Origin of the sequence: Faecalibacterium hominis (ex Afrizal et al. 2022) (assembly GCF_049545105.1) — a bacterium.
GTDB classification, from domain to species: domain Bacteria; phylum Bacillota; class Clostridia; order Oscillospirales; family Ruminococcaceae; genus Faecalibacterium; species Faecalibacterium duncaniae.
Window position 1 is genome coordinate 2,224,124 of sequence record NZ_CP186860.1, and the last position, 12,370, is coordinate 2,236,493.

Genomic DNA, 12,370 nt, shown 5'->3' on the forward strand with positions numbered 1-12,370 from the left:
AGGCTCTCCCTTTGGGAAAGCTGTCTGCGAAAGCAGACTGAGAGGGCAAGCCCGCGAAAAGGAGCAAATTATGAAACTGGAAAAGATTCCGGGCGGTTATGCCCTGTATAAAGAGAAAACCATCATTGGCACCTGCCAGGCCCGGCCCACGGAGCAGGGCGCGGACATCACTGCCCTGACCATTGTGCCGGAATGGCGGCGCAAGGGCTACGGTTCCTACCTGTTAAAAGAGGTATTGCGCAGCCTGGGCGGCTATGACAAAGAGAGCGCCACGGTGTTCACGGCTCCTCTGCCTGCCGATGCGGGGGAGCTGGCCTTCTGGGCAAAGTTCGGTTTTGCGGCAGAGGGCAGCGGCCTGTGCCGCCGCCGCACCCCCGACCTGACGGCCGTGAAGCTTGTGCAGGACTTCCTCGCCGCGCGGCTGGCTGACCCCAGGCTCTGCATCGATGCCACCTGCGGCAACGGGGGTGACACGGCTTTTCTCTGCCGCCTTGTGGGCAAAGAGGGCCGGGTGCTGGGCTTTGACATCCAGCCCGAAGCCATTGCCTCCACCCGGCAGAATCTTGCACGGAAGGGCTTTGCGGCAGAGCTTCACTGCGACAGCCACGCCAACCTCTTACAATATGTACAGCCCGGCACCGTTGATGCCGTGATGTTCAATTTCGGCTGGCTGCCCGGTGCCGACCACGGGGTGTTCTCCCACGCCCAAAGCAGCATCCCGGCGCTGGAAGCTGCCCTCGGGGCCCTGCGGCCCGGCGGGGTGCTCAGCGCCATCTTGTACAGCGGCAAGGTCATCGGCTCCGACGAAAAGACCGAGATCCTCCAGTGGATGCGCTCCCGGCCCCTGAAACAGTGCACCGCCCTTGTCTGCGGTTTCGCCAATTGGGCCGATACCGCCCCCTTGCCCTGCTTCCTCCTGAAAAAATAACAAAAACTCTTGCATCTAGGTGGAATTGCTGGTAAAATATAAGTTGTGTGTAATTTTGGCATCCTTGCCCTCTCAGCCAAAGCCTGTCGGCTTTGCCAGCTCCCCCGAAGGGGGAGCCAACAGGAGAAGTGCTGCAGATCTGCAGGGCCTGTACCTGGAGCAGCAACCGGCTCTCCCTTTGGGAGAGCTGGCTGCGAAGCAGACTGAGAGGGCAAGCCAGTTTACGGAGAATCACCAATGTAACGTGAGATTGACCGAATAAAGAGCCATTCTGATTCAGGAGAAATCAATATATGACAAATCGTGAAGAGATCGAGCGCCGCCGGACGTTTGCGATCATCAGCCACCCCGATGCCGGCAAAACGACCCTGACCGAAAAGCTGCTGCTGTACGGTGGAGCCATCAATCAGGCCGGTTCCGTCAAGGGCAAGCAGAGCGCCAAGCACGCTGTGTCCGACTGGATGGACATCGAGAAGCAGCGCGGTATTTCTGTCACTTCCTCTGTCCTGCAGTTCAACTATGCAGGCAAGTGCGTGAACATTCTGGATACCCCGGGCCATCAGGACTTCTCGGAGGATACCTACCGCACCCTGATGGCAGCGGACTCCGCTGTCATGGTCATCGATGCGGCAAAGGGCGTTGAGGCCCAGACCATCAAGCTGTTCAAGGTCTGCACCCTGCGCCACATCCCCATCTTCACCTTCATCAACAAGATGGACCGCGAAGCTCGCGACCCCTTTGAGCTGATGGAAAACATCGAAGAGATCCTGGGCATCAAGACCTACCCCATGAACTGGCCCATCGGCTGCGGCAAGGAGTTCAAGGGCGTGTTCGACCGCAATACCCGCAAGGTGCTGGCTTTCTCCAGCGACGGCCGCGCCAACGGCGTGAAGAAGGTCAACGAGACCGAGGCCGAACTGGGCGATGCCGCACTGGACGAGCTGCTGACCCCCTACCTGCACCAGCAGCTGGTGGACGAGATCGAGCTGCTGGACGGCGCTGCCGAGGAATTTGACCTCGACAAGGTGCTGCGCGGTGAGCTGAGCCCTGTGTTTTTTGGCTCTGCTCTGACCAACTTCGGCGTGGAGCCCTTCCTGGAAAACTTCCTGCGGCTCACCCCCACCCCGCTGGCCCGTGTGGACAGCCTGACCGGCGAGCCGGTGGACCCCTGCCGTGACGAGTTCTCGGCCTTCATCTTCAAGATCCAGGCCAACATGAACAAGGCCCACCGTGACCGCATCGCCTTTATGCGCATCTGCTCCGGCAAGTTCGAGCGCGGCATGGAGGCTTACCACGTGCAGGAGGGCAAGAACATCAAGCTTGCCACCGGCACCCAGCTGATGGCGCAGGACCGCGCCATCGTGGATGAGGCCTACGCGGGCGATATCATCGGCCTGTTTGACCCGGGCATCTTCTCCATCGGCGACACCCTGTGCACCGGCAAAAAGAAGGTCGAGTTTGCGGGCATCCCCACCTTCTCACCGGAGCATTTTGCCCGCATCGAGCAGAAGGACACCATGAAGCGCAAGCAGTTCGTGAAGGGTATGGAGCAGATCGCCCAGGAGGGTGCCATCCAGATCTTCCGCGAAGTCGGCGGCGGCATGGAGGAGGTCGTGGTTGGCGTGGTCGGTGTGCTGCAGCTGGAAGTGCTGGAGTACCGCCTGAACACCGAGTACAACGTGGAGATCCGGATGCAGCAGCTGCCGTTCGAGCAGCTGCGCTGGGTGAAGAACGACCCCGACACCTACAACCTGCGCGACCTGGATCTGACCAGCGATACCAAGGCTGTGGAGGATATGAAGGGCAACCGCCTGCTGCTGTTCACCTCTGATTGGGCCGTCCGCTGGGCCGAGACCCACAACGACACGCTGGAATTGAGCGAGTTCGGCAATATCTGATTGGGAAAAAGAGAGCTGCTGTGCGGAGCTGACTCGCACCGCAGTTCTCTTTTTTATAAAAAGCAAAAATACAACAAAAGATGCCAGCCTCTGTATGAATGGTTCCCATTGCGGGGAACACTGCTGGCATGGAGGGAAACGTATATGGAAAACCTGAACATTGGCCGCAGCGGCATCGAAGTGCCTTTTCTGGGCATGGGCACCTGGGCCATCGGCGGTGGCAGCTGGTGGGGCGACAACGATGATGCCCTTTCGGTCAAAGCCATCCAGACTGCTGTGGAGCAGGGCATCCGGTGGATCGATACCGCGCCCATCTACGGCCTGTACCACAGCGAGACCGTGGTGGGCGAGGCCCTGAAGCACATCGACCGGGACAAGGTGGTGCTCTCCACCAAATGCGGCCTGGAGTGGCGGCACGAAACGCCGGTGCTCCACAAGGTCGTGGACGGCACCGCTGTCTACCGGGACCTCTCGGCGCAGAGCATCATCGAGGACGTGGAGGACAGCCTGCGCCGCCTGGGCACAGATCACCTGGATGTGCTGTACACCCACTGGCAGAGCCCGGACCTCGGCCTCTATCCGCTGGAGGAGACCGTGGAGGCCATGATGAAGCTGAAGGAGCAGGGCAAGATCCGCGCCATTGGTGCGTCCAACGTGACGGCCGATCTCATCCGGGGCTACTGCCGGTACGGCCAGCTGGATGTCATTCAGGAAAAGTACAGCCTGCTGACCCGCCGCATCGAAAAGCAGCTCCTGCCCACCTGCAGGGAGCTGGGCGTTTCGGTGCAGGCATACTCCCCGCTGGAGCAGGGTCTGCTCACCGGCAAGGTCACCATGGAGACCACCTTCCCCGAGGGCAGCACCCGGAACAGCAACCCCAGCTTCCAGCCCGCCCGCCGGAAGCAGGCGCTGGACCTGCTGGCCAAGTGGGACGACCTGACCGGGAAATACGACTGCACCATGGCCCAGCTGGTCATTGCCCTGACGGCCCGGATGATCCCCGGCCTGCATGTGCTGTGCGGTGCCCGCACCCCGGAGCAGGTGCTGGACAATGCCGGTGCACTGAATATCAAACTGGATGGCGCGGATGCCGTCCGCATGAAGTGGGACGTGGATGCCATTTCCTGAGCCGGTGCTTCAGAACAAAAGCAGATAATCAAAAAGGGACGATGCCGCAAAAGCATCGTCCCTTTTTGGTTATCTGTGCTCCTTCAGCTGGCAGAGGAAGTCATCGGCTTCGATGGCCTCCGGGGTGAAGGAATTGTTCTTCCACCAGCTGACCAGCGCGGTGGCAATGGTCAGGCCGGTGGAGACCAGCTGCTCCAGCTCTGCCGATTCAATGGGCAGGACACGGTGGCCGGTGGCGCTGAGCACCTGATTGGTCAGCGCCAGTGCCAGCGCCGCCGTGCGGGCCAGCGTGGCGGGAGAGATCTTGCATTTCTTCATGGGAACTCCTTTCTTTTATAGGATGGTACGGTCGAGCCCCGCCCGATGGAGCAGGGCGGGATAATCCTTTTCGGTGCGGCTCAGGTCTACGGGGCCAGAGATGCCGGGCACCCTGCCTCTGCTGGTGTACTGCCACATTCCGTGCCTGCGGGCCGGGCGTTTGCCCCGGTAGTCCGCCAGCCAGAGGTCGAAGGGGGCCAGTGTGTCCATGTGCAGGGCGGTATCTGCAAAATGGGTGTAGGTGTATACCATGGCGTACAAGCCCCAGTGCTCCAGCTGCCGTGCCGCCCCGGCAACAAGGGCGGAGAGCGCGTCCGGTGTCAGGGCACGCAGGCGGGCATCCTCCACGTCGATGGCTGCGGGCAGCTGAAGCCGCTTTCCCCTGAGGGCATCGTGCAGGAGGGCCAGCTCGGCATCCCGCTGTGGGGCGGTAACGGCACAGCTGTAATAGTAGACCCCCACCGGGATGCCCAGCCGGATGCAGGCAGAGTAGTTTGTTTCAAACATGGGGTCGATGTAGGGCGTGCCGTTCCTGCTGCCCAGTGCGCGCAGCATCACGCCGCGGACCCTGCCGCTGGCTTTTACGGTATCCCAGTCTATGCCGCCCTGCCAGCGGGAGACATCCAGCACCGTGAACATCAGGTGGCCTCCAGCAGGGTCTTGAGGGCGGCGGGAGTGACGGTGTCCACCACCAGACTGCCATCGCTGCGGATGGACAGCACCCGCAGGAGGGCACCTGCCTGCGGGGCCACCGGGGCAGGCAGCGCGCCTACGTCCTGCGCGTCCAGCACCACCGCGCCGCCTTTGCCGTTGACACTGAGCAGGGTGCCGTCCTCGGGTGCAAAGGATTCGGCACGCAGGGCGGCGCTCTCGGCGCGGGAAGCTGAGGTCGCGGCACGGCTGCCATTCAGTGATGCCCGCTCGGCAGCGTCGGCAGCGGCCTGCGCCTGCCGGGCGGCATTGGCCTCACTGGCGGCACTGTTCTGGGCCGCCTGCACTGCAGCATCGGCCTGCCCCGATACCTGGGCGATGAACTGTTCGTACACCGAGGGACTGGGCTCCTCCTCGGTGCCGTCGGTGGGCAGAATGTCGTAGACATCGTACCGGCCCGGGCGGGTGTAAGCGGTATAGCCGCTGCCGTCGGTGGCGGCCAGCATCCATTGCCCGGCGGGCCAGCCGGTGAAGCTGCGGCCCACGGGCGCGCTGTGCGCTGCATCCAGCACAAGGGGTGCGGCGAGGGTGCCGTCGCTGTGGCGGATGTGCAGGGTGACGCTGCACCCGGCCCATTCCGCAGGCAGCTGGAACACCAGCCGGTCCACGCCCTCGGCGTTCTGTGCGCCCAGGTGCAGCCGGGCGGGCTGGGCTGTGAATTCGGTGCCGCCCAGCGTGCGGGGAGTGATCTTGATCTGCATAAAAACCTTCCTTTCTTCTTTTTGACCCCATTGTACCGGTTTGCGGCAGGGCGCGGAAGTGTGGTCTTTTTTTATGGCGTTTTTTACCTTTCGGCATTTTGCTGGAAGCCGGTTTTTGACAGAAACTGCGGAGAAACTCCCCGTTATTTCCGGCAGGAAAACAGCGGGGAATTTGTGCCGCAAAATGTCGGATTACGCATGATTGATGCGCCGGAATGTGCAAAAGAACCCGGCGATTTCTCCCCGGGAAACAGACTTGAAATGTTAAAAAATTATGAACGAATACGACCAATTTTTTTGGAAAATTTCAGAAGGAAACGCCCGAAATCATTCTGAATCAGGGAAAACAATGTACGGATTGCACAAAAAACTATGTGAAACAATTGTCAAGCAGAAGCGCGCGGATTTGACAAATGGGCCGTCGTCTGCTAAAATAGTGCCCGCTCAACGGATCATACACACGTTGGAGCGTCTAAATTTTATTTCTCAGGAAGTAAAACGCCGTATAAAAAGACGGCCCTTTGCAGGGAAAAATGCCCTGCGCTTTGCGGGCAAAGGAAGAGCCCGCCGCATTCCAAAATGATGAAAAGAGAGGAGTTGTCTCGTATCGCTTCCGTCAAATTTCAAAAAGCATTGTCTGACCGCGCTCGTGCGGTCACACCCCGTGTGCTGGCGTTCTGCGTCATGGCGGTGAGTCTTGTGTTCACTTTGGCCGTGACCGCCGCGAATCTGCGGCTGACCTACGTCACCGACTCCGATGGTGCGCGTCAGCTGGTGGTCAGCAGTGAGACTGACCCTGCCCGCGTCATGAGCCTTTCCGGCATTGAGGCCGAAGAGGGCGACCACGTTTACTACACCGCGTTCAGCGGCAATCTTGCCACCCTGAACATTGAGCGGGCCTTCACCGTGAACATCCAGGCCGATGGCCAGGAGTACCCGGTGAAGATGGCCTTTGGCACTGTTGCCGAAGCGCTGGAGCGCGCCGGCATCACCCTGGAGGCAGATGACTACACCGAGCCTGCGCTGGATCAGCTGGTCACTGTGGGCAGTGAGATCACGGTGCACCGGGTGGACTACCAGGACAAGGTGGAGACCCAGACCATCCCCTATGACACCCAGTATGTCTACACCAGCCTGTACTTCCGCAACACCGGCCGGGCCACCACCCTGCAGCATGGGGCGGAGGGCCAGCAGACCGTGACCACCCGCGAAAAGTATGTGGACGGTGAGCTGGAAAACAGCATGGTGGTGGATGTGACCACCACGGTGGAGCCCACCGACCATGTCATCAAGACCTATGGTGCCGGTGCGCCCGTTTCTCCCCTGACCGGGCCGGACGGCACCACCAACGCCCCCGCCTCGTACAGCCAGGTCCTCACCGGCAAGGCCACGGGCTATTATTCCCGCACGGGCAAGGGCTCGTCGGGCCTGGGCCTGGGCTACGGCACCGTTGCCGTTGACCCCAGCGTCATCCCCTATGGCACGCTGCTGTACATCACTTCCACGGACGGCAGCTTTGTTTACGGTTATGCCGTTGCCACCGACACCGGTATCGCGGTGCAGAAGGGCCAGATCCTGGTGGATCTGTTCTATGAGACCTACGCAGAGTCGGTCATCAACGGAGCCATTCAGGTCAACGTTTACGTTGTAGGCTGAACCGCATAGCACACGGAAAAATTTGAAAAAGCACCCGCTTCAGTTTCCTGGATTTGCAGGAAAAATGAGGCGGGTCTTTCTTTTTGCCCTATATTCTGTAAAGTTTGCCGAGAATTCTTGTGTAAAATTGGATAAGTTGACCACAATGAAAAAATATTGACGAAAAGATTATAGTAGATTTTGACGGAAAGCTCTTGAAAAATTGGACAAAATTCTTTAATATAAGAGAGTACAAAGGTATAGGTTCACTGCGGCCTGTACGGGGAGGAGCTGTTTATGAGACCGACGGAAGAAAAGATCCAGAAAGATCCCTCGGATCTGCCGATTTATTTGTTCAAGCAGGGCAACAACTGCGAAGCATACCGTTACTTTGGTGCACACCTTGAGACCCGCGCCGGAGAGTCCGGTGTGGTGTTCCGTGTTTGGGCACCCCATGCAACCGCCATCAGTGTGGTGGGCGATTTCAACAGCTGGAAGCCGGGCAGCCACCCGATGCGCAAAGTGGATGGGGATTCTGTCTGGGAGCTGTTCATCCCCGGCGTAAAGGAATACGATGTCTACAAGTACTGTGTGACCACCCGGGGCGGCGACCTGATCTACAAGGCCGACCCCTATGCGTTCCACGCGGAGACCCGGCCCTCCAACGGCAGCAAGGTCTACGATATCACCGGCTTTGCCTGGCACGATGATGCCTGGCAGACTGCTCAGAAAAAGGCGGACGTGATCAACGGCCCGATGAACATCTACGAGATGCACGCGGGCAGCTGGAAGCTGAAGGACGAAAAGGTTCCCTATAATTATTCCGAGCTGGCCGACGAGCTGATCCCCTACATCCGGGAGATGGGCTACACCCATGTGGAGCTGCTGCCCGTGATGGAGTATCCCTTCGACGGCAGCTGGGGCTACCAGGTCACGGGCTATTTTGCCCCCACCAGCCGCTACGGCACCCCCAAGGACTTCATGGCCTTTGTGGACAAGATGCATGAGGCCGGCATCGGTGTCATCATGGACTGGGTGCCCGCCCACTTCCCGAAGGATGGCTTCGGCCTGTACAACTTTGACGGAGAAGCCTGCTACGAGGACCCCAACCCCAAGCGCGGCGAGCATAAAGAATGGGGCACCATGGTGTTCGACTTCGGCCGCAGCGAGGTACAGAGCTTCCTGATCTCCAGCGCCCTGTACTGGCTGGAGCAGTATCACATCGATGGTCTGCGTGTGGATGCCGTGGCCTCCATGCTGTATCTGGATTACAACCGCAAGCAGGGCGAATGGGAGCCCAATAAGAATGGCGGCAAGGAGAACCTGGAAGCAGTGGCTTTCCTGCGCAAGCTGAACGATACGGTTCTGGGCCGCCACCCCCACAAGTGCATGATCGCGGAGGAGTCCACCGCATGGCCCATGGTCACCAAACCGGCCAGCGACGGCGGCCTGGGCTTCAACTTCAAGTGGAACATGGGCTGGATGAACGACATGCTCAGCTACATGAAGACCGACCCGCTCTTCCGCGCGGGTAACCACAACAAGGTCACCTTCAGCTTCTTCTATGCCTTCAGCGAAAACTTTGTGCTGCCCATCAGCCACGATGAAGTGGTGCACGGCAAGGGCAGCCTGATCAACAAGATGCCGGGCGAGTACGATGCTAAGTTTGCCAACCTGCGCACCTTCTTCGGCTACATGATGGCCCACCCCGGCAAGAAGCTGCTGTTCATGGGGCAGGAGTTTGGCCAGTTCACGGAGTGGAACGAGGAAAAGCAGCTGGATTGGATGCTGCTGGACTACGACAAGCACACCGAGCTGCAGAACTACGTCAAGACCCTGAACGCCTTTTATAAAGAGCACCCCGCCTTCTGGCAGATCGATTACAGCTGGGAGGGCTTCCAGTGGATCGTGCCCGATGACTCCAAGCAGAGCGTGGTCGCCTTCCTGCGCAAGGACGCAAACGGCAAGCAGATTCTGGTGGTCTGCAACTTCAACCCCGTCCTGCGCGAGGGCTATACCCTGGGCGCACCGGTGGCAGGTACATACAAGGAAGTGCTGAACAGCGATGACGAGGCCTTCGGCGGTTCCGGCGCGGTCCATAACAAGTCCGTGCGCACCCACAAGAAGCCCCTGCATGGCTTTGAGCAGAGCATTACCATCACCCTGCCGCCCATGAGCACCCTGTATTTTGAGGTGCCCACCAAGCGCACCCGCAAGGCAGCAGATCCGGCCAAGACGGCCCAGACCGTGAAAAAGACCGCTGCCAAAAAGACAGCCGCCAAGACCACGAAGACCGCCAAGGCTGAGCCTGCCGTGAAGGAGGAAAAGCCCAAAAAGACCTCCACCCGCAAGGCAAAGGCAGAAGCGAAATCTGCACCGGAAAAGGTTCCGGCCAAGCGCGGCCGGAAGCCCAAGGCAGAAGCCGCTGCCGCACCCGAAGCAGCACCCGCCAAGCGGGGCCGCAAACCCAAAGCCGAGCCCGCTGAAGCTGCCCCCGCGGCAGCCGAAAAGCCTGCCCGCAAGCCCCGCGCCAAAAAGGCCGCCAAGACCGAGGAGTGACCGGGGCGCATCCGCACAACACAGTCAAACCATTTCCAAATCCAATAAATCCGGAAATGTGTAAAAGGGGAGAATAAAGCTATGGCAAAAGAAATTGTGGCAATGATCCTTGCCGGCGGACGTGGCTCGCGCTTGTACGCGCTGACACAGAAAACGGCAAAACCTGCAGTGGGGTTCGGCGGCAAATACCGCATCGTGGACTTCCCGCTGTCCAACTGCGTCAACTCCAACATTGATACTGTGGGCATCGCAACCCAGTATCAGCCCCAGAAGCTGAACGAGTACATCGGCAACGGCCAGCCTTGGGATCTGGACCGCCTGTACGGCGGCGTGCACACCCTGCCCCCCTACGAGCAGGCAAAGGGCACCGACTGGTACAAGGGCACTGCAAACGCCATCTACCAGAACATCAGCTTCATCGACAGCTATGATCCCGAGTACGTCATCATCCTGTCCGGTGACCAGATCTGCAAGCAGGACTACGCCGACTTCCTGCGCTTCCACAAGGAAAAGGGCGCGGAGTTCTCCGTGGCTGTCATGGAGGTCGATTGGAAGGAAGCTTCCCGCTTTGGCCTGATGGTGGCAGACGAGAACGATAAGATCACCGAGTTCCAGGAGAAGCCCCCGGTTCCCAAGTCCAACCTGGCTTCCATGGGCATCTACATCTTCAACTGGGATGTGCTGAAGAAGTACCTGGAAGAGGACGAGGCTGATCCCAACTCCAAGAACGACTTTGGCATGAACATCATCCCCGCTCTGCTGCGGGATGGCCGCAAGATGTATGCTTACCACTTCAACGGCTACTGGCGTGACGTGGGCACCATCGACAGCCTGTGGGAAGCCAACATGGAAGTGCTGGACCCCGAGAACTCCGGCATTGATATCTTCGACAAGAAGTGGAAGATCTACAGCCGCAACCCCGTGCTGCCCGCCCAGAAGATCGGCCCTCGCGCCGTGGTGCAGGATTCCCTCATCACCGAGGGCTGCCAGATCTATGGCCGCGTCCAGCACTCTGTCCTGAGCGCAGGCGTTACCGTGGAAGAGGGCGCTACCGTTGAGGATGCTGTCCTGATGGATGGCGTTGTGGTCAAGGCAGGTGCCGTGGTCAAGCGCTGCATCCTGGCTGAGGACGTTGTGGTGGGTGCCGGTGCCAAGATCGGCGGCGAGGGCCCCATTGCACATGTGGGTACCGGCCTTACCGTTGGCGCAGGCGCTACCGTAAAAGAGGGTGCCAAAGTATTTGATTCCGTCAAGGAGGGCGAGGAAGTATGCTGAGCCAGAACAACAATGCGTTGGGCATCATTTTCCCCAACAGCTATGATAACACCGTACCGGAGCTTGTGACTGAGCGCACCATGGCTTCGATCCCCTTTGCAGGCCGCTACCGCATGGTGGACTTTATGCTGTCCAGCATGGCAAACTGCGGCATCTCCAATGTCTCCATCGTGGTGCGCAAGAACTACCACTCCCTGATGGATCATCTGGGCACCGGCCGCGAATGGGATATGGCCCGCCGTCACGGCGGCCTGAACATCGTGCCTCCCTTTGCAGAAAAGGGCGTGCGCATCTATTCCGGCCGTGTGGAGGCTCTGGGTTCCATCCTGAGCTACCTGGAGAACCAGAAGGAGAAGTACGTTGTGATGAGCGATGCCAACATCGCCATCAACTACGATTTCAACGCCCTGCTGGCTGCCCATCAGGCAAGCGGCGCGGATGTGACCGTCGCCTACCAGAAGACCGAGATCCCCGAGGGCCGCAAGAACGACAACTATACCCTGACTGTGGATGCCGATGGCCGTGTGACCGAGCTGCTGTTCAACGATTACCGCTCCGGTGTCCAGAACCTGGACCTGAACATCTACGTTCTGGAGCGCGAGACCCTGATCAAGCTGGTCAAGGATGCGACCTCCCGTGGCCTGATCTACTTTGAGCGTGATATTCTGGCCCACAACGTCAACATCCTGAACATCCGTGCTCTGGAGTACACTGGCTATGTGGCCCATGTCTGCGACATGAAGAGCTACTTTGATGAGAACCTCAAGCTCATCGATGAGAAGAACCTGAACGCTCTGTTCCCCAAGGAGAGCCCTGTCTACACCAAGATCCGTGACGACAACCCCGTGCGCTACGTCAACGGCTCTTCCGTCAGCAATTCCCTGCTGGCCGATGGCTGTGTCATTGAGGGCACCGTGGAGAACTGCGTGCTGTTCCGCGGCGTTCGCGTCAAGAAGGGTGCTGTGGTCAGAAACTGTGTCCTGATGCAGGATACCGTTGTGGAACCAGGCGCTCAGCTGGACTGCGTTGTCACCGATAAGAACGTGCGTGTGACCGCCGACAAGAAGCTCTCCGGTACCGAGAGCTTCCCGGTCTATGTTCAGAAGAACCACACCGTCTGAGCCTGACACACTGAAACTTTCACAGGGGCGGCTCCCCTCCCCGGTAGCCCCTCTCAAAGAGGGGCGGGGGCCTTTGCGCCCCCGCCCGCTCTTTGC

11 protein-coding genes are annotated in these 12,370 nt (G+C 59.5%); 8 read left to right on the plus strand and 3 right to left on the minus strand.

The annotated features are described in order from the left end of the window. The first annotated feature begins 70 nt into the window (after window positions 1-70). The 3 genes from ACKXGA_RS10735 to ACKXGA_RS10745 all read left to right on the plus strand — a co-directional run bounded on the left by ACKXGA_RS10735 (window position 71) and on the right by ACKXGA_RS10745 (window position 3,954). On the plus strand, window positions 71-928 hold the full coding sequence (locus ACKXGA_RS10735; RefSeq protein ID WP_423729482.1) for a GNAT family N-acetyltransferase: 858 nt from the start codon (window positions 71-73) through the stop codon (window positions 926-928). 293 nt (window positions 929-1,221) lie between these two features. Further along, window positions 1,222-2,826, plus strand: coding sequence for a peptide chain release factor 3 (locus ACKXGA_RS10740; RefSeq protein ID WP_005928402.1), 1,605 nt, complete (start codon window positions 1,222-1,224; stop codon window positions 2,824-2,826). A gap of 144 nt (window positions 2,827-2,970) precedes the next feature. Further along, complete coding sequence (locus tag ACKXGA_RS10745) at window positions 2,971-3,954, plus strand: aldo/keto reductase (protein ID WP_156062376.1); 984 nt, start codon at window positions 2,971-2,973, stop codon at window positions 3,952-3,954. A 69-nt stretch (window positions 3,955-4,023) separates the two neighbouring features. Here ACKXGA_RS10745 and ACKXGA_RS10750 read toward each other — a convergent pair whose 3' ends face one another. The 3 genes from ACKXGA_RS10750 to ACKXGA_RS10760 are packed head-to-tail and all read right to left on the minus strand — an operon-like array spanning window position 4,024 to window position 5,684. Continuing rightward, window positions 4,024-4,272, minus strand: a complete 249-nt coding sequence (locus tag ACKXGA_RS10750) for a phage holin (RefSeq protein WP_097769738.1) — start codon at window positions 4,270-4,272, stop codon at window positions 4,024-4,026. Window positions 4,273-4,287: 15 nt separating this feature from the next. Then, entirely contained in the window at window positions 4,288-4,911 is a 624-nt protein-coding gene (locus ACKXGA_RS10755) for a GH25 family lysozyme (RefSeq protein WP_423729483.1), read from the minus strand. Then, window positions 4,911-5,684, minus strand: a complete 774-nt coding sequence (locus ACKXGA_RS10760; protein WP_423729484.1) for a hypothetical protein — start codon at window positions 5,682-5,684, stop codon at window positions 4,911-4,913. Before ACKXGA_RS10760 ends, ACKXGA_RS10755 begins: the two co-directional genes overlap by 1 nt. Window positions 5,685-5,958: 274 nt before the next feature. Here ACKXGA_RS10760 and ACKXGA_RS10765 point away from each other — a divergent pair, with 274 nt between their 5' ends. From ACKXGA_RS10765 to glgD, 5 genes are all read left to right on the plus strand, one after another. Then, window positions 5,959-6,267, plus strand: coding sequence for a hypothetical protein (locus tag ACKXGA_RS10765; RefSeq protein ID WP_423729485.1), 309 nt, complete (start codon window positions 5,959-5,961; stop codon window positions 6,265-6,267). A 14-nt stretch (window positions 6,268-6,281) separates the two neighbouring features. After that, window positions 6,282-7,340, plus strand: coding sequence for a 3D domain-containing protein (locus ACKXGA_RS10770; protein ID WP_223384683.1), 1,059 nt, complete (start codon window positions 6,282-6,284; stop codon window positions 7,338-7,340). Window positions 7,341-7,616: 276 nt separating this feature from the next. After that, window positions 7,617-9,878, plus strand: coding sequence for a 1,4-alpha-glucan branching protein GlgB (gene glgB, locus ACKXGA_RS10775; RefSeq protein WP_423729486.1), 2,262 nt, complete (start codon window positions 7,617-7,619; stop codon window positions 9,876-9,878). A gap of 81 nt (window positions 9,879-9,959) precedes the next feature. Next, window positions 9,960-11,153: a glucose-1-phosphate adenylyltransferase gene (locus tag ACKXGA_RS10780; RefSeq protein WP_097769733.1), complete on the plus strand. Its 1,194-nt coding sequence runs from the start codon at window positions 9,960-9,962 to the stop codon at window positions 11,151-11,153. Further along, on the plus strand, window positions 11,147-12,274 hold the full coding sequence (gene glgD, locus ACKXGA_RS10785; RefSeq protein WP_423729487.1) for a glucose-1-phosphate adenylyltransferase subunit GlgD: 1,128 nt from the start codon (window positions 11,147-11,149) through the stop codon (window positions 12,272-12,274). The genes ACKXGA_RS10780 and glgD overlap by 7 nt, the downstream gene beginning before the upstream one ends. Window positions 12,275-12,370: the final 96 nt, after the last annotated feature.

Excerpts from the sequence above, each read along its gene's own strand:
- glgB (WP_423729486.1), top strand. The coding sequence starts at position 7,617 with ATGAGACCGACGGAAGAAAAGATCCAGAAAGATCCCTCGGATCTGCCG.
- ACKXGA_RS10745 (WP_156062376.1), top strand. The coding sequence starts at position 2,971 with ATGGAAAACCTGAACATTGGCCGCAGCGGCATCGAAGTGCCTTTTCTG.
- glgD (WP_423729487.1), top strand. The coding sequence starts at position 11,147 with ATGCTGAGCCAGAACAACAATGCGTTGGGCATCATTTTCCCCAACAGC.
- ACKXGA_RS10765 (WP_423729485.1), top strand. The coding sequence starts at position 5,959 with ATGAACGAATACGACCAATTTTTTTGGAAAATTTCAGAAGGAAACGCC.
- ACKXGA_RS10735 (WP_423729482.1), top strand. The coding sequence starts at position 71 with ATGAAACTGGAAAAGATTCCGGGCGGTTATGCCCTGTATAAAGAGAAA.
- ACKXGA_RS10760 (WP_423729484.1), bottom strand. The coding sequence starts at position 5,684 with ATGCAGATCAAGATCACTCCCCGCACGCTGGGCGGCACCGAATTCACA.
- ACKXGA_RS10740 (WP_005928402.1), top strand. The coding sequence starts at position 1,222 with ATGACAAATCGTGAAGAGATCGAGCGCCGCCGGACGTTTGCGATCATC.
- ACKXGA_RS10755 (WP_423729483.1), bottom strand. The coding sequence starts at position 4,911 with ATGTTCACGGTGCTGGATGTCTCCCGCTGGCAGGGCGGCATAGACTGG.
- ACKXGA_RS10780 (WP_097769733.1), top strand. The coding sequence starts at position 9,960 with ATGGCAAAAGAAATTGTGGCAATGATCCTTGCCGGCGGACGTGGCTCG.
- ACKXGA_RS10750 (WP_097769738.1), bottom strand. The coding sequence starts at position 4,272 with ATGAAGAAATGCAAGATCTCTCCCGCCACGCTGGCCCGCACGGCGGCG.